The organism is Deefgea rivuli DSM 18356, from assembly GCF_000620145.1.
Lineage (GTDB): Bacteria > Pseudomonadota > Gammaproteobacteria > Burkholderiales > Chitinibacteraceae > Deefgea > Deefgea rivuli.
Genome location: NZ_KK211082.1, coordinates 95,474 through 117,615, shown reverse-complemented (window position 1 = coordinate 117,615; position 22,142 = coordinate 95,474). Strand labels below are relative to the sequence as shown.

The 22,142-nt window shown below is 48.5% G+C and carries 20 protein-coding genes; 11 read left to right on the top strand and 9 right to left on the bottom strand.

The features are described 5' to 3' along the window. Nucleotides 1-586: 586 nt before the first annotated feature. Genes gspL through gspN form a run of 3 tightly spaced genes read left to right on the top strand, consistent with a single transcriptional unit; the run spans nt 587 to nt 2,870 of the window. The gene (gene gspL, locus Q320_RS0113310; protein ID WP_027469410.1) at nt 587-1,660 is read left to right on the top strand and encodes a type II secretion system protein GspL; all 1,074 of its coding nucleotides are present in this window, start codon (nt 587-589) and stop codon (nt 1,658-1,660) included. Then, nucleotides 1,657-2,133, top strand: coding sequence for a type II secretion system protein M (locus Q320_RS0113305; RefSeq protein ID WP_035853735.1), 477 nt, complete (start codon nt 1,657-1,659; stop codon nt 2,131-2,133). The genes gspL and Q320_RS0113305 overlap by 4 nt, the downstream gene beginning before the upstream one ends. Beyond that, entirely contained in the window at nt 2,130-2,870 is a 741-nt protein-coding gene (gene gspN, locus Q320_RS0113300) for a type II secretion system protein N (protein WP_027469408.1), read from the top strand. Before Q320_RS0113305 ends, gspN begins: the two co-directional genes overlap by 4 nt. A 171-nt stretch (nt 2,871-3,041) precedes the next feature. Here gspN and Q320_RS0113295 read toward each other — a convergent pair whose 3' ends face one another. The 6 genes from Q320_RS0113295 to Q320_RS21745 all read right to left on the bottom strand — a co-directional run bounded on the left by Q320_RS0113295 (nt 3,042) and on the right by Q320_RS21745 (nt 9,865). Further along, nucleotides 3,042-4,352, bottom strand: coding sequence for an erythromycin esterase family protein (locus tag Q320_RS0113295; protein ID WP_027469407.1), 1,311 nt, complete (start codon nt 4,350-4,352; stop codon nt 3,042-3,044). A gap of 300 nt (nt 4,353-4,652) precedes the next feature. Beyond that, entirely contained in the window at nt 4,653-5,030 is a 378-nt protein-coding gene (locus tag Q320_RS0113290; RefSeq protein ID WP_027469406.1) for an SHOCT domain-containing protein, read from the bottom strand. A gap of 65 nt (nt 5,031-5,095) precedes the next feature. Continuing rightward, nucleotides 5,096-5,320: a LapA family protein gene (locus tag Q320_RS0113285; RefSeq protein ID WP_027469405.1), complete on the bottom strand. Its 225-nt coding sequence runs from the start codon at nt 5,318-5,320 to the stop codon at nt 5,096-5,098. 166 nt (nt 5,321-5,486) lie between these two features. Beyond that, nucleotides 5,487-6,956, bottom strand: a complete 1,470-nt coding sequence (gene gspE, locus Q320_RS0113280) for a type II secretion system ATPase GspE (RefSeq protein WP_035853732.1) — start codon at nt 6,954-6,956, stop codon at nt 5,487-5,489. A 4-nt stretch (nt 6,957-6,960) separates the two neighbouring features. Further along, a complete protein-coding gene (gene gspD / locus Q320_RS19855) occupies nt 6,961-9,072 on the bottom strand; it encodes a type II secretion system secretin GspD (protein WP_051534738.1) in 2,112 nt (703 codons plus the stop codon). A 4-nt stretch (nt 9,073-9,076) separates the two neighbouring features. Continuing rightward, complete coding sequence (locus tag Q320_RS21745; RefSeq protein WP_027469403.1) at nt 9,077-9,865, bottom strand: hypothetical protein; 789 nt, start codon at nt 9,863-9,865, stop codon at nt 9,077-9,079. A gap of 526 nt (nt 9,866-10,391) precedes the next feature. On the opposite strand from Q320_RS21745, the gene gspF reads away from it, so the two are divergent. The 7 genes from gspF to gspK all read left to right on the top strand — a co-directional run bounded on the left by gspF (nt 10,392) and on the right by gspK (nt 14,871). Further along, complete coding sequence (gene gspF, locus Q320_RS0113265) at nt 10,392-11,594, top strand: type II secretion system inner membrane protein GspF (protein ID WP_027469402.1); 1,203 nt, start codon at nt 10,392-10,394, stop codon at nt 11,592-11,594. A 186-nt stretch (nt 11,595-11,780) separates the two neighbouring features. Beyond that, nucleotides 11,781-12,200: a type II secretion system major pseudopilin GspG gene (gspG, locus tag Q320_RS0113260; protein ID WP_051534737.1), complete on the top strand. Its 420-nt coding sequence runs from the start codon at nt 11,781-11,783 to the stop codon at nt 12,198-12,200. Next, nucleotides 12,191-12,466, top strand: coding sequence for a hypothetical protein (locus tag Q320_RS0113255; protein WP_156939067.1), 276 nt, complete (start codon nt 12,191-12,193; stop codon nt 12,464-12,466). The genes gspG and Q320_RS0113255 overlap by 10 nt, the downstream gene beginning before the upstream one ends. An 8-nt stretch (nt 12,467-12,474) precedes the next feature. Next, nucleotides 12,475-12,993, top strand: a complete 519-nt coding sequence (locus Q320_RS20970) for a GspH/FimT family pseudopilin (RefSeq protein ID WP_169734461.1) — start codon at nt 12,475-12,477, stop codon at nt 12,991-12,993. Further along, on the top strand, nt 12,993-13,370 hold the full coding sequence (gene gspI / locus Q320_RS0113245; RefSeq protein WP_035853730.1) for a type II secretion system minor pseudopilin GspI: 378 nt from the start codon (nt 12,993-12,995) through the stop codon (nt 13,368-13,370). The genes Q320_RS20970 and gspI overlap by 1 nt, the downstream gene beginning before the upstream one ends. Continuing rightward, complete coding sequence (gene gspJ / locus Q320_RS0113240) at nt 13,367-13,984, top strand: type II secretion system minor pseudopilin GspJ (RefSeq protein ID WP_027469398.1); 618 nt, start codon at nt 13,367-13,369, stop codon at nt 13,982-13,984. Before gspI ends, gspJ begins: the two co-directional genes overlap by 4 nt. Next, on the top strand, nt 13,981-14,871 hold the full coding sequence (gene gspK, locus Q320_RS0113235; protein WP_027469397.1) for a type II secretion system minor pseudopilin GspK: 891 nt from the start codon (nt 13,981-13,983) through the stop codon (nt 14,869-14,871). The genes gspJ and gspK overlap by 4 nt, the downstream gene beginning before the upstream one ends. Nucleotides 14,872-14,967: 96 nt before the next feature. On the opposite strand, the gene Q320_RS0113230 is transcribed toward gspK, so the two are convergent. The 3 genes from Q320_RS0113230 to Q320_RS19840 form a co-directional block, all read right to left on the bottom strand. Beyond that, nucleotides 14,968-16,884: a carboxypeptidase-like regulatory domain-containing protein gene (locus Q320_RS0113230; protein WP_027469396.1), complete on the bottom strand. Its 1,917-nt coding sequence runs from the start codon at nt 16,882-16,884 to the stop codon at nt 14,968-14,970. Nucleotides 16,885-17,183: 299 nt separating this feature from the next. Continuing rightward, nucleotides 17,184-17,936, bottom strand: coding sequence for a tetratricopeptide repeat protein (locus tag Q320_RS20965; RefSeq protein ID WP_051534735.1), 753 nt, complete (start codon nt 17,934-17,936; stop codon nt 17,184-17,186). Between the two features lie 69 nt (nt 17,937-18,005). Continuing rightward, nucleotides 18,006-20,852, bottom strand: a complete 2,847-nt coding sequence (locus Q320_RS19840; protein ID WP_051534734.1) for a bifunctional 2',3'-cyclic-nucleotide 2'-phosphodiesterase/3'-nucleotidase — start codon at nt 20,850-20,852, stop codon at nt 18,006-18,008. Nucleotides 20,853-21,287: 435 nt separating this feature from the next. On the opposite strand from Q320_RS19840, the gene upp reads away from it, so the two are divergent. Next, nucleotides 21,288-21,920, top strand: coding sequence for a uracil phosphoribosyltransferase (gene upp / locus Q320_RS0113210; protein WP_027469395.1), 633 nt, complete (start codon nt 21,288-21,290; stop codon nt 21,918-21,920). Nucleotides 21,921-22,142 lie beyond the last annotated feature (222 nt).

Here is a 22,142-nt window from a genome sequence, read left to right as displayed (position 1 = left end):
CTCCTCTCAACGTAGATAAGCATCGGCTGTTTTACAATTTTGTATTTGTGGCCACACATAAAATAATGTCATTGATGTGACTGAAAATCGGTTTTTATACTGAGGCTGAGTCAGCAAGATGTGCTGAACAAAGTGCTACCTATGATTTTTTTAAGTATCGTGCGATTGGCTTGCTTGAAAATACCTATTGCACGTATTGGTTTGGGGCTATTCATAGCAAAGGCTTATCGCCTTATACCCATTTATTTTGAAAAAAATGATGAAAATAATTGAGAGAGCTGTTCAATGTTTATCACTGCTTGTACTTAAATCACTGTTTTAATAGCACTAATTTTTATGTCTTTAAATTGTCATTAATTTGTCAATCAACTTTCATTTTAATCACCTACCCTTTGCCCTCCTTGAGGGGGTGTAATGAAATAAAAATCGTAATTTTCAGCCCAAGCTAAAGGCAATACAGCAAATTGTTTCGCCTGATGAAGGCTGTGCTTGAGTTGAGTACAGTAAAAGCCGCTGCCTGACTAAAGTTAAGTACAATTGCAGATCTTGCGGCGCTCTGGGGGTGTCGTCTTTTTTTGAGGTTTTCATGTCGGATAGGCTAGACCCAATTTGGCTAGATCAAGATTACTTAGATCGTTTGGTCATTCGGATTAATGCGGGCGCAGAACCGCAGATTTATGATTGGCTGGGTTTTGATGCCAGCGGTGCGCTGGTTTCGCATGGTCATGATGTGGCTTTACCTGCCGCACGCGTGCTGGAATTGGCGATTCCTGCGGCATGGCTGACGGTGCACAGCATCGCTTTGCCTGTGGTATCGAGCAAGCAGCGGCAGTTATTGCTCATGCAGGCGCTGGAAGATCGCGTGCTGGGCAAATTGAGTGAATTACACTGGCTGGCTGGCCCTATCGTTGAGGGTAAAACCACCGTTTGGGTGCTGGAAAAAACGCGCTTGGCGGCATTGCAGGCGTGGGTTGCTGCATCAGGCTTGGCGTTTGTGCGCTGGGTGCCTGAGTTTGCGCTGTTGCCCGGTGAATCTACTTATGCATCTAGTAGCTCAGGCATTTTATTTCGTACGGCTAGCGAATGGGGTTGCTTGGAGAGTGAAACGGAATTACTCGCACTGTATCCTGAGTCTAGCTGGCAGAGTGTGGCGACCACGCAATTGCAGGCGCCTAGTAAAGAGGCGGTTTCTTTTTACCAAGCTAAGAAGGTATTGCTCGCTACCAATTGGTTAGATTGGCGTAGAGCGATATACCTATTGATTGTCTGTTTGGCGGTATTTTTACTGAGTTTAGTGTTGCAGTGGCGTAGCTTGGCTAATCAAGAATCGGCATTGCGCCAAGAAATTCGCCAAACCTTTGCCAGTATTTTTCCTGGCGTGCCGATTGTTGATCCAATCTTGCAATGGCAAAGCCGCCAGAATGCCGGTGCAGCACAGAGCGGTTCAGGCGGAGACGCATTGGATTTATTGTATAAAACGGCCGCGCAAATTGATTTGGAAGCCGGTGTGGACAGCATCAGCGTGAAAGAAGGCAAAGTTCAGATTTTGCTGGATGAGGCTAAAGCGGCAGCGCTGCTGGCTAAACTCACCGCGCAAGGCGTTAAAGTGCAAAGTAATAAATTGGCGGATGGCCGGATGAGTATCGAGGTGCAGCCATGAACGTAAAGATGCAAGCTTGGATACAGCAGGGCCGCGAGTACTGGCAGCAACGCAATCCGCGTGAGCGCAAGATGCTGAGTATTTGGCTGTTGGCGGTGCTGTGCGCGATTTTATATTTTGGGATTTACGCGCCGTTGACGACGCAAATTGCGCGACTTTCAGTGAATGTGCCGCGTTTGGAAGGGCATTTGCTGGCGATGCGTGGCAGTAAGCCGGAAGTGTTAAGCGTGCGGGGTAAGGACGTCGATTTACGCAGCGCGGTCTTTGCTGCTTTGTCGATCAAGAAAATCAGCGCCGATGTGCGCTCCATTTCGCCTACGCAGCTGGAATTACGCAGCACACATGCGTCGGTGGGCGAGGCTTTGCAGCTGGCGAGTGCGTTGCGCGGCGAAGTTGCAGCCAAAGTAACGAGTATTCAGATTAAACAAGATTCAGCAGCGGTGGCCTTGTTACTTGTTTTGGAGCGGCCATGAGTAGCATGAAAAAACCATTTTTACGCCGGATTGCGATCGGGGCAGCGGTGCTCTTTGCTTGTGTACTGATCTTGCTGATTAGGATGCCAGTGAGTGCGCTGAATTGGATTTTGCCCAAAGACGTGAGTTTGGTGCAGGCGAGCGGCAGTATTTGGGATGGCAAAGCCAGCGCTGTGGGCTGGCAGGGCGTGGTATTACAGCAAAATTTAAACTGGCAGTTTGATGCTAAAGCGGTGTTGGCTGGCACGCTTGCTTGGCAGTTGCGTGGTGAGGCGCAGGGAGCGGCTAGCCAAGCGCGTGCAGTTTTGGGCTGGCGCGGTATCGCTTTGGAAAATGTCGATGTCACTGTGCCATTAGAAGGCGTGTTTCGCGCGATACCACAAGTCGCAAACTGGGGTTTGGGTGGCCGCGCGCAGTTACGCAGTACACGGCTGTCCAAGCAAGTGGGCGACAGTGCCGAGCTGGTGCTGGATCCTATTTTTAGCCAGCTGGTTCCGGCGCTGATGCCCTTAACAGCACTGCGCGTCCAATTTTATGTGATCGATGGCGGGACGAAATGGCAAGTCACGCCAGCCGGAGCAAGTGCAATTGCCGTAACGGGACAGGGTGAGCTGCAGTGGCAAGGCGCGGCGCATGGCACGATTAATTTAAAGCCTGAAGAAAATGTCCGCCAACAACTCGCACCGCTGTTATTGCAAGTACCAGCTACAAGTGAGGGGTATCAGATTAAGTTTTAATCTGCCTGTGCCGTGCGGTGCAAATTTGTACGGCGCACTGAAATACAAAAAGCCATCCGATTCGGATGGCTTTTTTGTTGGATGCTGCATACAAGTAATCGTGAATCGTGCAGAAGTTTTATGACAAGGCGAAACAAGGCTGCAAATACGTTTACTGATCGACTTAGCTCATTAGTTGACTAATTTCTGAGGCCAAGCTTTTGCTGGATATTTCACCCAATCGGTCGAATACACGCCCACACTCGGTGTATAAAATAGACTCTGGTAACCTTTGCTGAAGTGATTCGGCATCACTGGCGAAAAGTTAGTTTGGCGAATCGCAAGGCTACTTAATAGCGTTTGTGTGGCTGGGTCGCTTGGATAGGCTAGATACAAATGTTTTTGACTCGGCTGTAGATAAAACTCTAAATCACGCGCCGTTGGTAGGCATGTTTTGCAGCGGAAAGCGGAGCTATTCGTGGTGAGCGTGGTATGGATTTGACCGGGGTAATACTTTTTCATTTCCGATCCCGTGTTGGTTTCGTCTATTGCGCCGCGCTCTGATAGACCATGCGCTGCATGCGTCCAGATCACTGCTTTCTTCCCTTTGAGCGGCCCCTCCAACCACCATTGTGCATTGGCTGCTTGTGATTTATCCCGAGGTATATGATCTAGGCCGCCAGTTTTATTCCACAAATAATCGGTCTCATTCATGATGGTTCTGGTCATCCGGCACCAATAGCTTTTTGATTTCAGCGGCAGTTCACCAGAAACATAAGGGGTATCGCAAAGTGCCGCCTCTAAGCTCATGCTGACTTGCTTGAAGGTGGCTAAATCTGCGCTGCTTGGCGGTGTTTTATCGCTTAGATTGGCGATTAAACTCACCACTTTTTTATAAGTTGGCCAATTGGCGGATTGGGGGATCGTTGAGCTAATTGATTTTAGATAATCTTCAAAACGTGGCTGTAATTCATTGACTGAGGCTTCACCAGCTTGTAAACCATCAATACCGATTAACTGCAAAGGACGGGTACTTGCATAAGTCGTGTCAAGATATTCGACCATCTTGCGGCCTTCTTCATTTCTGGACCAATCAAAAAAGATACGTCCTGGTGCAGAATCGAGATAGGAAACACCAAGCTCGGCTTTCATTTCAACCATCCGACTTAAATCAAACATACCGCTTTCGATCAAAATGGCATCAAAACCTTTTTCTTGGTGCAGGTATTTTAGTAAACGCGTGTTGAGTAGCATTGTATCGCCCGAGCCATGAATGGATTCGGTTAAAAATACAATCCGCGCATTGCCCACTGCGGCACCAAAGGGAGCAAGATCACTAAAATCAGTATTACTTGGGTTGATCGATGAAATGGTTTTGGTATTTGATTCAATGATTTTCTGAATGTCTTGCTTAGCTTCAGCAGTAACGTTGTCGCCACCACCACAAGCGGCTAATAGCAAGGTGGAGCCAAGTAATAATACAAACGTTGATTTTACGGCCATGCTAATTCCCCTGAGTAATTGGTATTTTTATACTTAGTGACGTAATACTTAGCGTGGATGATACTTTTACTTACGTTTATTTGCAATTTTTGTAAATTTTAAGTGTGCTTCTGTAATGAATTTATTTGTTGATGGTGATGTAGCGCATTTCTAATCTAGCCCCGTTAATACGAATCCAGTGCCAGCAGGTAGTTATGCTGAGTCGCCATAAGGTAGGTAGATGATTTTTTAAATAATGAATGTTTCAACAAAAAGCCATCCGATTCGGATGGCTTTTTTTGGGGCGTTCAAGTCAGGAGTTTAGGCTAATGCTTTTGCTTTTAGTTGAGCAAATTCATCCGCAGTAATCGTGCCTGCATCGAGCAAGCTTTTTGCTTCGCTGATTTGTTCGGCTGGCGATTTGCCGGCGATTTGGCGGATGTAATTATCAGTATCTGATTTTACGCGTTCCATTGATTGGCGTTGGCGTTGTGCCATGCCACGGCCGTGGCACAAGATGTAAATGACAGCAACAAACGGCACAGGCAGGATCAAACCAATAATCCAGAATGCTTTTCTAATTCCCGACATTTCATGGTTGCGGAACAAGTCGGCAATGATATGAAATAGAACGAAAAGATAAACAATAAAAATAAAAGCTTCGGCGATGAGCCAAAATACATCCCAAAAATTACTCATAAATACAACTCCTTGCGGTTCACTAAAAATAGTGATGATGAAAAAGACGCTTTGACCCGATGGGTTTAGTACGGTTTACGTGTTGCTCGGTTAATCCATGTCCGTAATAACGACAGGAGCGCGCCGCCGGTCACCATGCCTAAGGCGTAGACCGCAAAAACGAGCAGCGATGCTGGCATGGTCAAGCTCAGGTTAAAAAACGTGATGGTGACTGCGGTGAGATTTTGAAATTTAAATAGCACGACTGCAGCGGTCAAAATAACAATCAAAGCGATATATAGGTAGCGCATGGTGAATCCTTAGGCGGTGAAGGGAATGTACTTGATCGATTTGAAAATTGGATTAAATGATATTGTTTTTTTATTTAAAACTTACTAATTGAAGTGGATGTTATGAAAGTTAGGCTGCCAAGTCAATGATTCTACTGATGGTTAATTGCCTCATATCGCGTAAATATTACTGACTACGAGTCACTCTAAGCATTTCTTCGACGCTGGTTTTGCCTTCCAATACACGCGCAAGTGCATCTTTGCGTAAGCTACTCATGCCGATACTTTCCGCGTAGCTGCGAATATCTTGCTCGTTGGCCGCGTTATGAATTTGCGTGCGCATTGCTTCATCAACGACCAATAATTCATGAATCCCAGTACGGCCACGATAGCCGGTTTGCGCGCAATGCGGGCAACCGACGGCGCGATATAAAGTAATTTTTTCTTGGGTATTTAGCTCTAGCTCTTTTAGCTCATCGCTGCTAGCTATATACCCTTGTTTGCATTCGATACACAGCGTACGCACCAAACGCTGTGCCAGCACGCCTATCGTCGATGATGCGAGCAAAAATGGCTCGATGCCCATATCGACCAAACGGGTGATGGCGCTAGCGGCGTCGTTGGTGTGCAGTGTCGCGAGTACCAAATGGCCGGTGAGCGAAGCTTGCACGGCGATTTGCGCAGTTTCTAAATCGCGGATTTCACCGATCATAATCACATCGGGATCTTGGCGCAGGATAGCGCGCAGTGCGCGGGCAAAGCTCATCTCGATGCGCGTATTAACTTGGGTTTGGCCGATGCCATCCAGATCGTATTCGATTGGATCTTCCACAGTCATGATATTGCTGTTTTTGGCATCCATGCTGCCCAGCGCCGCGTATAAAGTCGTCGTTTTCCCCGAGCCAGTCGGCCCCGTCACCAGCACAATGCCGTGCGGTGACGCGAGCAATTGATTCAGTGGCTTGAGCGTTTTTTCCGCCATGCCGAGTTTGGCCAGTTGCAAACGTCCAGCGGATTTATCCAGTAAACGCAGCACCGCGCGCTCGCCGTGGCCAGTGGGCAAGGTCGAAACACGAATATCGACGGGACGACCCGCGATGCGCAGATTAATACGACCGTCTTGCGGTAAGCGTTTTTCGGCGATATCCAGCGCCGCCATCACTTTGAGCCGCGATACCAACGCCGCATGCAGCGCACGATTGGGCTCAACCACATCGCGCAAGCTGCCATCCACGCGGTAACGCACGACGGAGCGCGTTTCGAACGGTTCGATATGAATATCGGATGCATTTTCGCGTAGCGCTTCGGTGAAAATGGCATTAATCAGCCGAATGACGGGCGACGATTCAGTCGCTTCCATCAAGTCAGACACTTCGGGCATGTCTTGCACGAGGCGCGCTAGATCGGCCGATTCCTCGATATCGTCGACCATATTCATCGCGCTGCTATCACGACTGTTGTTGAAGTGCTGCGTGAGACGGGCATCAAATGCATCGCTGGCTAAAACGTGCAATTGGCTGTGAGTCATTTTGCGGCGCAATTCGCCCAGTGCAGCGATGCTTGCACCTTGGCGCATGATGATTGCGGTCACGTCATCGACTGTATCGCCATCAAAAACGCCAAACTCGCGTGCATAACTATAAGAAACAATCGTCATATTTTTATTGTTGAGTCGCAGTGGGCGCAGGAGCTACAGCTGGCGCGCTGGCTTTCGGCTGCGGTGAATAAACCGATTTACCCGCTTCGGGTAAGCGATCAGGTAGCTGAACCTTTGGCATATCTTGCAAGAACCAGTGCTCGCCCACTTTGAAATCACCTTGCTGTTTGCGTAGATATTGGTATCTATCATCGGCCAATTGGCTATTGGCTGCGCCATCGCGAATCACAACAGGGCGTAAGAAAATCATCAGGTTAACTTTTTCATACTTGCGATTTTCGTATCTAAATAAATGCCCCAAATAAGGCAGATCACCCAAGCCGGGTACTTGGCTGTCGTTATTGGTCACGCGATCTTCGATCAAGCCACCGAGCACGACAATTTGCCCATCATCGACCAGCACTTTGGTTTCGATCGTGCGCACCTTGGTCGCCAAGCCCGCGCCATTGGTATTTAAAGACGTGTCCACGCTGGAGACTTCTTGATACACATTCAGCGTAATCACGCCGCCCTCAGAGACTTGCGGGCGAACGCGCAGTTTAATCCCGACATCTTTACGTTCAACCGACACAAAAGGATTGGCATTCGCGCCAGTCCCATTTTGTGAACCAGTAATAATCGGAATATTTTGGCCGACGGTGATTTTGGCTTCTTCGTTATCCAGCATCAGTAGATTAGGCGTGGAGAGCACATTGCCATTACCGGTACTTTGCAGTGCTGAGGCGAGTAGGCCGAGCGAGGCGCTGCCGTCACGTGGATCGCCATTAAACAAACCCATCGTCAAGCCTGCAGGAATCCCCGCAGGGGTTTTGGCTAAAATATTGCTGATAATATTGCCCAAGCCGCCAGCGCCAGGGTTCAGATTGCTGACGCCACCAGCGCCGACTTTATCGTTACCACCTGCAACTAGCCATTGAAAACCAAACTCAGAAAGCTTGGATAAATTCACTTCGGCAATCATTGCTTCAACGTAAATTTGTGAGCGGCGCACATCGAGTTTTTCAATCACTGAGCGTAAATTATTATAAATATTCTGTGGTGCGGTGATGATCAGTGAGTTGGTCGTGCTATCAGCTTGAATCCGCACCGATGCGCCCGCAATTTGGATGTTGGTCGCTGTATTGGTGGCGGGCGCTGCGGTGCTTTGCATCGAATTATTGCTGCTGCTGGTCGAGCTGGTATTGCTGCTCGTGCTTGGTGTTTCTGCACTGTCTTGGCCGGTGAGTAGGCCTTTGAGCGTACTCGCGAGTTTGCTCGCTTCGGCATTACGCAGATAAACCACATTAATCGCGCTATCGGTCGTTGCCGCTTCGTCTAAGCTTTTCACCAATTGGCGCAATTGGCTGGCTTGTGCGGCATTCAGTGCACGGATCATTAAGCGATTGCCGCGTGGATCAGGTACTACAATCGAGCGGCGTACACCATCGGCAGGCGGAATCGGCGCGCCACCGGCTTGTACGGTTACTTCAGGCATTAGGCGAGCGATGTTTTGCGCGACATCTAAAGCCGAAGCGTTGATTAGTTTGATGGTAAAAACATCGGTATTTTTGGGTTGATCGATATTGTCGATAATGCGCGAAAGGCGGCGAATATTATCGGCGTAATCGGTAATCACCAGCGTATTGCTGGTGCCTGATTGATAGGCGCTAATCAGGCTATTGGGCGTTGCCAAAGGACGCAGCATCGTCGCCATTTGATTGGCGCTTTCATTATTCAGATTAAAAATCTGCGTAATGATTTGCTCGCCGTTGGCATTTTCACCGCGCAGCAAAGTTTTATTGCTGAGTGTCTTGCTGTCGGCTTCTGGCTGAATTTTGATTGCGCCGTTGCTTTGCACAGTCGCAAAACCGGCTTGGCGCAATGCTGATTGCAAAATCGGATACACCAGATCTTTGGCGACGGGTTGGGTCGAAACGATATTGATCGTGCCTTTAACGCGCGGATCAATAATAAAGTTTTTACCCGTAATCAGGCTCATTGCTTTAATTGTGGTTTCAATATCGGAGTTAACGAAATTGAGCATGATTTTTTCGCTGGCATCGTCAGCAGCAAAAGCGGTTTGGTTGATGAAACCGACTTGGCTGCAAAGCAGCGCGGCAATCAATAGTTTTTTCATGGATTTATGGGTTAACAGTGTAGCTAATTGATTGAGGTTGATCTTGGCGTTGAATTTGCAACGTGAGATTAGTTTGTTGGCTAAATGCGCCATACAGCAAGGATAAATCATCGAGCTTATTGAGCGGGCGGCCATTAATCGCTTTTAAAATATCGCCATCGCGCAATTGCAGTACTTGAGCCAATTGCTGCTGGCTGGCTTGTTCAACGACAATTCCGCCTGCTGCGCTGGTGTTCAGCCCTTTGCTCCAATTGGCGAGATTGCCGCCTTGTAAAATGCCAGTTAACTGGCCACGCGTTAAAGTAATCGACGGTGATACCGGATTGGATACTGCGACTGCCGTTGGCTGAACGGTAATGGGGGCGTTGTTGCTACTTGCCACAGCAGAGGCCGGTAAATAGACTTTTCTTTGCACGCCTTGATGCTCAAGCACGATGTGATCACGATTTGTCGCGAGCAGTGTGCCGTATTGACCGAGATCGCCACCGACTTTCACCGCGACAGCGCTGGCTTCAAGGCCTTCGATAATCGCAATCCCTGAGTGGCCTGAAATCAGTGCTTTTAATGTTAAGCTGCCGGCTTCATTGGCAACCGTTGTCGTCGTGCTGCTTTTAAATAAACGCAGTACCGCATCAGGGTTAAATGATTTGGGCGCTTCCTGTGCTAAGCGCAATGCTGCGCTGTGCGGGGTGGGGCTCAGTAATTGCCAAACGAGCCCGGCGCCAAGCCAGATTAGAAGTGCAACTGCGCCATATTGGGTGATTTGCGCGAGATGTTTTAAAGAAAAAGACATAGTCCTAATGGCAGCAACGCTGTGTAGTTTTATTTAACTGAACGTGGTTTCAGTACGAAGAAAAAAATATTCCAGCAGCGATGCGGGAATATTTTGTACCCAGAATAAAGTACTCGTGCAAAAGTTTTATGGCAAGGCATCGAAGCCGCAGGCAGTACATCGAGTACGACTCGGGAAACAACGATGTAAGAAAACTTTTGCTTATCTAATTACTTATAATCGTCATCTCTGCGGCGTAAACTGCGCGGTAGATTGACGTTTTTATTCAATGCTGTGAAATATTCGCAGCGAACTCATACGGGAAAGTAGAAAATTTTACATCAACAATAGTAATATCATCGAAATATTCATCATTCATCGGCATTGAATCACATATAGATGACTGTAATATGGCATTCATCTGCTATTTTGATTTTTTTTTAAGAATTTCGGGCTAAGTAACGACACAAATTATGCAGGGCGAGATGCCGCAACGCAGAGTTTGTTTGTTTTTTATTTATCCGCCAGCCTTTTCAAGCGACCTTCCGTGACTGCATTTCGTTTCCAAGCTATTCCCTTGATCGGGGGAAAAGAGACATCCGGCCAAATCGACGCCGATTCACCGCGTCACGCCCGTAGCCTGTTGCGTGAGCAAGGTTTGCTGGCGACGTGTGTGAGCGAATCCACCGCCGCTGTGGGCCAAGCTGCGCGCTTAAAATTATCCAGCCAAGATCTTGCAACGCTAACGCGGCAATTTTCGGCGCTGCTTGATGCGGGTTTAACGATAGACGAGCTATTAGTTGTGTTGGCCGAGCAAGCCGATCAAGACAAAACCCGCCAAGTTTTGGCCGGATTGCGTGCGGACGTGATGGCCGGTATGCCGCTGTCGAACGGCATGGCGCAATTTCCGCGTGTATTCCCGATGCTGTACCGCACCTTGGTGAAAGCCGGTGAAGAGTCGGGCAAACTCGCTGGCGTGATGCAGCGTTTGGCTGACTACTTGGAAGCGCGTGGCGAGCTCAATAGTAAAATTGCGATTGCGTTTATTTATCCCGCCGTGGTGATGTTTGTGTCGGCCTTGGTGATTTTGGGCATGCTAACGTGGGTGGTGCCACAAATGGTGCAAGTGTTTGAATCAGCCAAACAAACGCTGCCGCTACTCACGCGTGCGCTGTTGTGGACGAGCGCGGCGATCAAAAGCGCCGGTGGCTGGGTCTTGCTGGCGGCGATGATTGCTAGTGTCGCTGGATTTTATGCGTTAAAAAAGCCCGAGCTGAAATTGCGCTTTCATGTTTGGCGTTTAACATGGCCGATCCTCGGCTATTTGGATCGCCTCGCCAATACCGCACGCTTTGCCAGCACCTTGGCGATTTTGGTCGGCAGCGGTGTGCCACTGCTTAAATCGCTCGATGCTGCTGAAGGCGTGATGAGCAATTTGAAATTACAAAGTGCGGTGGGTGAAGTGGCAGCCGAAGTACGCGAAGGCGTGAGCTTGGCGCGTGCGATGAAAAGCGCGAATGAATTTCCGCCGCTGCTATTGCATCTGGTCGCCAGCGGCGAAGCGACAGGGCGCTTGGCGCTGATGCTCGATCGCGCATCGATTGAGCAAACCAAAGAACTCGACCGCAAAGTCACCGCCTTCACCAGCTTGCTCGGCCCCTTGATGGTGCTCGTGATGGGCGCTGTGGTGATGGTGATTGTGCTGGCGATTTTGTTGCCGGTGTTCGAGATGAATCAGTTGGTGAAGTAATTCGCTGCTGCGCCTGCGTATTTTGCTGTCGGGCGGTACTCGAAATCCTCATGTACATAAGTACATTCCGGTTTCTGTGTTCCGGCCGACAACAAACTACTTTGGCTCGCTAGCGAATAGTTGGCAGTATATGAGTGTGATCCTTATTTTTATTAGTTCCTATCTGTATACCTGTATGGAGTTTGTGTGAAAAAAAGTCGTGGTTTTACCTTAATTGAGATTTTGGTGGTCGTGTCGATTTTGGCGATTTTGGGCGCGCTGATTGTGCCAAAGATTATGGATAGGCCGAACGAAGCGCGAATTGTCGCGGCTAAGCAAGACGTGTCGGCGATTATGGCGGCGCTGAAAATTTATAAGCTCGATAACGGTCGCTTGCCAACCACCGAGCAAGGCCTGAAAGCCTTGGTGCAAAAACCAACCAGCGACCCTGTGCCGATGAATTGGAAATCGGGTGGTTATCTGGAAAAAGCACCGAAAGATCCTTGGGGTCAGGATTATGTTTATCTGAATCCCGGTGCGCATGGTGAGATTGACGTGTTGAGCTACGGCCCAGAAGGTCAAGCGGGTAGTGATAAGCCAGAGAATCTGATCGGTTCATGGCAGTAATGATTTTTGCTACTGCGAAGCTCGAATACTGCGTTATTACTTCACTAAAAAATCCTCATTGGCTTGATGCCAACTCCGGTTTTTTAGCTTGCAATGCCTTGTCTTCGAGCTTCTCGCTACGCAAAATTTTTGCTACTACGAACCGCAAATCCTGCGTTATTGCTGCGGGGAAAAATCCTCTTTTACTTGATGTAAACTCCGGTTTTTCTCCTCGCAATGCCTTGTCTTTGCGCTTCTCGCTACGCAAAATCCAGTGTTTCTTATGAATAGCTCAGTGCGTATACAATCCGGTTTCACCCTGCTCGAAATCCTCGTCGTCACGGCGATTATTTTGATTGCGACTAGCTTTACGGTGTTTCATTTTAACCGTGGCGATGGGGCGCAAGCGGCGGCGGAGCGTTTGATGCTGCAATTTGAAAGCGCGCGCGACGAGGCGATTGCCAGTGGTCGAGCGTTAGCATGGACCAGCGATGGTGCGGGTTATCAGTTTTGGCAGAAAAACGAGCGCCAAGAATGGGAAGTGCTCAATGCCCGCGATGGTCTGCGTGCGACTCAGCTTGCTGATGGCGTGCAAGTGAAGGCGCAAAGTATTAATCAACAGACGCGCCCATTGGGCGAGAAAATCCTGTTTCCTGCTGATGGCGTCATCGAGCCTTTTATCGTGCACTTGCAAAGCAGCCAGACGCAATGGCGCGTTAGCGGTGATGTCATGGGGCGCTTTGCGGTGTCGCAGATCCAACCGTTGTCGCAAGCAGAAGCTCAACCGTCATCGCAAGTCGAGGCGCAGCCTTGATGCAGAGAAAATCGCTTGGGTTTACCTTGGTTGAAGTGCTGGTCGCGCTGGCGGTGCTGGGCATTACCTTGGCCGCCGCCGCCAAACTGGTCATCGGTTCTACCGATACCTTGATGACCTATCGCACCCGAACTTTGGCGAGCTGGGTGGCGAGTAATTTGGTCAATCAGCAATTGGCGATGCGCGCTTTTCCTGAAACCGGAGCCACGCAAGGGCAAGTTACGCAAGGCGGTGAGCAGTTTATTTACAGCATGAATGTGAGCCCAACACCGAACTATAGTTTTCGACGTATCGAGCTGAGCGTCGCAGTGGCTGAGCGCCCTGAGCATATACTGGCACTGCAAGTTTATTATGCTGCTCGGGTGGATACGCCATGAGTCGCGATTTAAACGTACTTTTCTCTGAAAAATATCGTACTCAAAATCAATCAAAGCATTGCGGCTTTACCCTGCTGGAAGTGCTGGTGGCTTTGGCGATTTTTGCCATCATGAGCCTGATTACGTATCGTGGCGTAAATATGGTGATTGATACGCGCACGGCGGTGGTCAGTGAAACGGCGTATTGGCGCGAATTAACGCTGGCGTTCGAGCGGATGGAAAGCGATTTAAGCCAACTCGTGCCACGACCATGGACCGATGCAAGCGGTAAAATCCAGCCGCCGCTACGCAGTGTGAGCAATCCTGATGCGAGCGTGGGTTTGGAATTTATTCGCTTTGATGCCGACCGCGCACCGCTACATGGGATTTATCAATGTCGGCAGCGCAGCCTAATTTTAAAGTTGTTTCCTAAACCGGATATCGCCGCAGGCGAGCTAGCGATTAGCCATGAATTATTAAAAAACCTCAGTCGCTGCGAAATTGATTTTCTAGATAGTAAAAATCAATGGCGGCCGCAATGGAACGAAGCTGCCAGCCGCCCGCGTGCAATCCGCATTCGCCTCGCAGTGGATCAGCATTTGGGTGAATACGAAAGGGTATTTTTGATTCCATGAAGCCCACTTTCATTTTCCCTAAACAAGCGGGTGTCGCGATTATTGCCGCGCTGATGGTCGCCGCCTTAGTCGCCTCGGTCGCTGGATTACTGATGCTGCGCCAGCAACGTGCACTGCAACAGCTCGAAATTCGCAAAGACACTGCTGAGGCGCGCGCGGCGACGTGGTCGGTGTTGCAATTGGTGCGGCTCACTTTGCGCGATGATGCACGAGCGGGGCAGCCCGATCATTTACTCAAACCTTGGGCGGTGCCGATTCCTGAAATTAAAATTGAAAATGGCGCAATGAGTGGTCGACTTACTGAGCTCAATGGTCGTTTTAATCTGGCCAATTTGCTGGATAAAGACGGGCAACTCAATCCACTGGGCGTGGCAGCGTTTAAAAAACTACTCAGCAACTTAGGCTTACCTGCTAATTTGGCGGATAACTTGGCCAAACACCTGCAATCGAAAGCGGTAAAAGAGAATGATAAGAGCAAAATTTTGCCGCTGGTGGATGTGAATGAGCTGAACCAAATTGAAGGTTTTAGCATTGATATCGTACGGCAAATCGAGCCGAGTATCGTGGCGCTGCCCGTGCCGACTACGCTGAATGTGAATTTTGTTTCGGCTGAAGTGCTCGCCGCATGGGTGCCAAAATTGAGTGTATCTGCCGCTGAGCAAGCGTTAACAAAGCGTAGAAGCAAATACTTCTCTAATGTATCTGAATTAGTTGATCAATTACCCAAAGATTCTGAGGTGCCGCAAGCGATGTTGGCAGTGAATAGCCAGTTTTTCTGGGCCGACATGGGCGCGCGTTTTGGAAAAGTTTTTCTGCAACACCGCGCTTTGCTGGATCGATCCAAAAGCGAAATGCCAACTGTGTTATGGGTACGACGGATCTATTGATAAAATAGCGTTGCGAATGGCTCATCGTCATGAAAAAAGCCCCTGAATGCAGCTCAGGGGCTTTGTTCTAAGTGGCCGCTAGTTAATATTTACGACTTAAAATATTTTGCTGGCGTTAATACTTGATGGGTGTGTTCCGCTGCAAGAGATCGGCGTTTTTTGCGTTTCTTTGCGTGTATAGCTACCCGTTAATGCTGTTTTGTCGGCATTAAAAATCAGAGTTTGTGACCAAACATTACCGCCGTTGGCATAGGTTTCTGATCGGAAGTCTTTAAATTCGGTTGTTCCCGGATAGTTCAGTGCGGTATCGACCACCGCTGTGCCATTCCAGTAATGCAGTTTTTTAGCTGCCGTATCAACCAGCCAATGATTGCCCACCGTCACATCTTTATTATTGTAATCACACGCTGAACTGGCCGGTGTTGCCGATGAACCAGTGCCGGTCAATCGACCGCTCCAAACGTCATAGGCGCCATAACGTTTGCCATGATTACGCGCGGCAATAATGTCATAGGTGCGCGTATCGGTGTAATAGACAACTTTTCCGCTTTCATCAGTTTCAGAATCGGTCGTTACATTTTTTACATAGCCCAGTTTAGGCACGTGCCATTTGCTGGTCGTCCAAGTTTCTTTGACTGTAACTTTGCCTGTGGCGTCTTTTTGAACCAGTTTGGTCGTGTTTTTCGACTTGCATGTTTCAAACTTGCCCATCAAGGTCGGTACGGTTTCGCGCCCAAGGAAGACGACTTCTTCGGTGAAGGTTTCTGTTCGCGCTACATTGGCAGGAGAGTACCAGCTACCCAATGATTTTCGGCTCACGCTCGTTTTAAGCGGCGCTGTGGCAGTGATGTCATAAATGTGGTCTGTTTGAGCGCCGGTTTGCTCAAACTTTTTATGCCATTCGGTCAGCTTATTATCTTTATCAAAAGTATCTTCTTGCCAGCCTTTACGGTATTTGCTGTCGAGCGAGGTGTACCAGTTAAAGATAAATTTTTGTGGATATGTTTGCTTAACTGCGTAACCCGTTAAGTCGTCATTTAAATAGGTTTCATCAAAACGGCGCAGCACTTTTTCGCCGTTAAATTCAGCTTCGCTGGCGTTTTTGCCGTAATACGTTTTGAATAGCCCACCAAACCAGCCTTCACGGAATTTTTGCTGACCAGTCCAATCGACTGATTTATTGCCATTCCATTCATAGATGGCAGCAGCAGGCTCAGTTGAGTCAACGATTTTTAGATCCGCAGGCAAAGACAATGAGGCAATACATTGGCCCAATGTTTCGGTTGCCGGATTGATTGTGACTGTACCGCCGCCCGCTTTGACGACTGCAATCGCTTTATTAATGATATTTGGGTCGGCTTCTTTGAGTTTTTCTAGCAAGGCATCATAAGCATTGCCGCTCGCGATGGGATCGAGTGAGGCGGTGACTGGGTTGCCAATTTTGCTGATATCAATGCCGAGTTCTTTGGCAATATATTGAGTCAGCGCGGTGATGGCCAAATCAATTTTAGCTTTATCATTTAAGGCCGCGAGCAGTGCCTTGCTATCGGTAAATTTAGCAAACGCATCGGCTGGTAATTGCTGGCTCATTTGTGCAATCAGCAACGTGGTTAAGGTGCTGACATTGGCTGAGGTTTCACCCGATACGCTGCTTGAATACAATTCGCTGGTATTGGCTGCGCCGGTTGTGACGACGGTGCCGCCAGTCACGCGAATAATAAACGGCGCGGTGAGTGCTGCAGTAGATAGGCTATAAGCGCCTTTGGCATCGGTGCTCGTGCTAACAATAACGCCTTTGGCGTCTTTCACTTCGACTTTGGCATTGGCCAACGCACTGCCAATCGCGACAGAACCTTTTAAGCTGCCGGCATTTACAGCGACTGGTACTGCTGGTGTCGCTGGCGTTGCGGGGGTCGTGCTTACACTTGAGTCACTACCGCCACCACCGCATGCACTCAGCGCAGAGGCCAAAAGCACAACGAGCAGTTTTTGTTGGCTAGAAAATGTATTCATCTGGTTTCCTGTTGTTTATTTAAGCTTCTGAAATTTTACAGAAGGCTTTGGTTGTTTTTATTGTAAGTAATTGCGCGTGAATTTTATGCGATTTGAGTTGCTGCAATCAATCAAATTGTTCTGTATTGAAATAAAAAGATTCAACATATTTCAGTTTTATGAATGACTGAATTGATTCGTGTTAATGATTGAGAAATACATCGCGAAAAGAATGGGCATGTGTGTGCCGCAATGCCATGATGCTGACTTTGAAAAATGATTATTAATGAATGCCTTAGTCTTGATGCTACCAAATAGCTTTAAAAAAGCTTTACAAGCACATCGTGTTCGTCTTTACATTTAGCAATATGCTCGGCCATGCTGCGTAAGGTTTGGGCGCGGCCTAAATCCATTTCTAAACCTAAATCGCCCACCTCGTAAGCCAAGGCTAGCTCTTGCATTGCCGGTGGATATTGGCGGTTGGCGGCGGCTTCAAAGTACTGCAATGCTTTTTTCTCGTCTTTAGGCTGATTGCCTTCGCCGTTGCGATACCAGTTGGCGAGTAAAAACTGTGCCATTTTGTCATTCCCTTGTGCTGCAGTAGTAATGAGCAGCTGGCCTTTGGCAACATCGGCAGCACCACCTTGGCCGTTAATCAGCATTAATCCAAGCCGATATTGGGCGCGCGGCATATTGGGGAGTTGCGCGAATTCTTGGCGAGCTAGTGCTGGGTTTTCGCGACCACCTTGGCCTTGCAAATGCATCATTGCGGCTGCAAAACGCGCGGTGTCGTCGCCAGCTTCTGCAGCTTTTTGGTACCACACCAGTGCTTGCGGCCAGTTAGCGATGTCTGCTTTGGCTTGATCGGCCAATAGGCGCATGGCTAAAGGATGGCCGGCGCGAGCGAGTGTATTTATTTCTTCTTGTTTTTGCGGGTTGGCGCCCATTTCTTGCGCGATTTTGAGGACTTGATTATTGGGTGTTGCTAAGCGCTGTTGTTGCAGCAAGAAGTAGCCTGCGGCGCTGGCAATTAGGATCAGGCTGAGGGCGATGGCGGTATAGATTTTAGTCATTTGTTAAAAAGGCCCGAGCGAACTCGGGCCAACTCCATTGCGAAGTTAAAGTACTGAATCAGCTTGGGTTTATTTATCTAAGCCGTAACTGAGGTCAATTCTATAGATGGCATTGCCCGCCGCATCATTGTTTTTGCCGGTGTAGACGACGTTCTTCACGCCTTCTTGCTTGGCAACTGCATTCACAATCGCGGTATTAAGCGCCGTTTCAAATGTTACTGCGCCTTGCGTCGTAACAGGTTTGAAACGCCAGTTTGGTACTGCTGCGTGTTTGGCTAAAGTCAGCTGTTTTTGCGCTTTGACATAACTCACAATCACATCACGATTGGCATCGCCACCGCTGATAATCACATTGGCACCCGCCAAGAACGTGAAGGGCGCACCGCCTGAAGCACGGTAGTTATTCGTGACGACAATCACTTGCTGCGCTGGATCTAATGGCTGGCCATTGAGTTTGAGATTCACAATGCGGCTGCCTTTGGCTTGTGTAACGTCGATTTCGTAGGTGACGCCATCAATCTGGTCAAAGTTATACGAAGCAAACGTTGGCATAATCAGCGCTTGCTCGGTCGTTTTAGTCGGATCGATTTGGTTAAATTGCTCGGCTGATTTTTCTAGCCACAATTTGACCATCGCGCCATCAATTTTGACCGCTTCAAGCGTATTGGCGTAAATATATAGATCGGCGATATTTTTGATTGCAACATCACCAGCGGCAATATCGGTATAACCACCGCCACGGAAATTCATCTTGAACGGCGCGGCAGCCGACAAGATCGGCAGATTGGCATACTGCGGTAGATTAGTTTTGATAAATTGTGTCGCATAATCGATTTGCGCCAAATTAATCAAATGAATCGCTGCGGTCGGTGCGACTTGAGAGAAGAAAGAACTAATTTGGTAATCTGATTTACCCACGCCGGTATTCACAAATTTGATCGTCGCTTGATGCTCTTTTTCTACCAGCTTGCTGATTTCAGGTTTCACTTCGGCCAGCGCGATCGTTGTTTTTCCATCGGCTGATTTGCCTGAAATTGGTTTCAATTCTGCTTTCGAATCCGCTGTTGTCCAAGCTTTGCCATCAAATTTTAAATTGAGCTTGATGACCCCAAGATGATTACCCCAGAAGCCCGCCATCACCGTTGGAATACCCTTGACCGTGCCTTTGACATTGTCGACATCTTTGATGCCTGCATAGTTTTTGCCATCAGGGAAAAAGCTATGTGAATGACCAGAAACAATCGCTGTGATGCCCGGTACTTCTGCCAAGTGATACACGGCATTTTCCATCGTTGGCGAATACGCTTGATTTGAAATACCACCGTGCGACAGCGCCACGATAATGTCGGCCCCGGCTTTTTTCATTTCAGGCACATAGCGCTCAGCGGCTTCTTTGACGCCAGTTGCGTAAACTTTGCCTTCTAAATTGCGTTTATCCCAATTCATAATGCCCGGTGGCGCAAAGCCAATCACACCGACTTTGAGCGCGATGGTTTTGCCATCGGCCGTTTTAAAGCTGCGGCTTAAAATGCTGTACGGCGCGAAGATCGGGCGTTTATCGGTCGCGTTAAACACGTTTGAGAGTAGCAATGGGAATTGCGGGCCTTGGCAGCCTTTGCTGGCTTCAGTGCCCGCAATGCGCATACTCGCGCCAGTCACTTGCGCCAAGAACGGCAGGCCGTAATTAAATTCATGGTTACCAATATTGCCCGCATCAAAGCGCATTGCATTCATGGCTTTATGAATCGCCAGCGGCGTATTGCAGCTCACAGGGTTAACCAGCGCTTGGTAATCGGCCAGCGGCGTGCCTTGAATGGTGTCGCCATCATCAAATAAAAGATTGTTAGGATTATCTTTACGTACCGCATCAATCAAGCTGGCGGTGCGCTCGAAACCCAGTGTAAGGTCGTCATTGGTTTTGTAGTAATCGTAGCTTTTCACATTGGTATGCAAATCGGTCGTGCCCATAATTGCCAAATCAATTTGGCTACCGACAGCGGCAGTGCTTAATGCCACGGCGGGTTTTGGCATGGCTTGCAGGGTATTCACAATCGCGAGTAGCTGCTCATTGCCCAACTGTTGCACGGCTTGGCTGAGCTTATCTTGCAGTTTGTCGTGGAAATTAATCGCTTGGTACAAATCGCTACCATCGAGTTTGCCATCGGCAAAATCAGTGGCCAATAACTTGGCAAGTTTCAGCGCCGGTAATTTGGCTTTGATTGCCGATTTCACATCGTCTGATGTGGACGCGCCAGCGGTGGTTTCTTCAATCGCTTGCGCGGCGAATTTAGCCAGTGCAGTCAGTTTAAGCGCGTAGCGTCCGGCTTCCGTATCGCCTAGCGCACCAGCGGCAGTGGCTTTGCTCACTAATTGCGGGGCTGAAGCGATGTTTTTGAGTTCAGGTGCAAATTGCAGGCGGGTTTCTTCATTGGCTTTGTCGATATCAGCACTGCTGATCGTTTCCAGCTTGCCCGCTTTGATTTTTAAAGCGCGTTCATACGCAATTTCAGTCAGCGCCGTCACACCCACGCTGCCATCAAGGTGATTAATCAGCGTATGCAAGGTATTGCCAGCCGGTAGATCGATGTCGATATTCAAACCTTCATCGTAATATTTAGCACCGGCTTTTCCAGTGACTTCCAGCAAAAATGGGCCAGTCAATTTGGCTTGTTCGGCGCTTAAAGTGAATTTGGCGATACCATCCGCGCCCGTGGTCGTCGTGGCGATGATGCTACCGTTTAGGCTTTTTAAATTGACATCCGCGCCTGAAATCAGACCGAGCGAAGGTTGTACATTGAGTACTGCGCCGCTGCTTGGGCTAGGAATAGGATCGACTGAAGAAGATGATCCGCCGCAAGCGGCTAAGGTTAATGCCAGTACGCTACATGCCGCACCAGTGATGGTTTGAATACGCATATCTCTCCCGATTACTTTTATCGTGTTTATAAAAGTTTGCGAGAATAGGCGGGGGATATGACAAAACTATCACAAATATATGACGTTAATGATTTGGCTGTTTTCTAGTCGTTAAACGATTGTTTTGCCGTAGATTTATTTTTATTAATTAAATGTTTAAAGTGTCATCTAAATTATTTTCATTTAATGAGTGGTTTCTAATTGATACGGGAAATCGGTAATTGATTTAATGTGTTTGTTTTTTATGGATGTATTTTAATTTAAATGCATACACTGTGTGGCGTTGCTATCTGAATGGGATTGCAAACGGCAGCAAGCTTTGCGGTAGTGATGGCTGCGATCTAGATCAACAAAGCGCCAGTACCCGCATTTTCCACAATAGTATTTTGCGTGCTAAGGCCTACAATGTCGGCATCCTTTATGACGAGATCTATCATGCAAATTACTGTCGTTAATCACCCATTGGTACAGCATAAATTGGCGCTACTGCGCGAAGCGGATGTGTCGACCAACAAATTTCGCTTACTGACCGAAGAGCTAGCACGCCTCTTGGCATACGAAGCGACGCGGGATTTGCAGCTTGAAGACGTGACAATTGCTGGCTGGTGCGGCGATGTGCAAGTTAAAAAAATCAAAGGCAAAAAACTCACCGTCGTACCAATTTTGCGTGCAGGCATCGGCATGCTGAACGGCGTTCTCGATCTAGTGCCATCGGCCAAAATCAGCGTCGTGGGTTTGGCGCGCGATGAAGAAACTTTGCAACCTGTGCCGTATTTTGAAAAATTTGTCGGTGATCTAGAAGACCGTCTCGCTTTGATTATCGACCCGATGCTGGCCACAGGCGGCTCGCTGGTGGCGACGATTGATATGCTTAAACGCAATGGCTGCCAAGAAATCAAAGCGATCGTGATGGTCGCCGCACCGGAAGGCGTGAAATTGGTGAATGCAGCGCATCCTGATGTACAAATCGTCGCCGCTTCGCTCGATTCGCATTTGAACGAGTTGGGCTACATCATCCCGGGCTTGGGAGATGCTGGGGACAAGATTTTCGGCACGATTAGTAAGTGAGGCCAAGGCAGATCACGAAAGACACGAACCGAACAAGCTTAAATGCGCTTCACTTAAGGTGTTGGTTTTGCTTATATCTTATAAAAAGTGGGAAGCAAAGCAGCTGAGGATGTGGTTCAGATTAACTTCCAATCTTCAAAAGCTCGTCATTCCCGCATGTCTGTAGCGGGAATCCAGCCGCGCAGCTGGATCCCCGATAAAAGCACTCGGGGATGACGATAT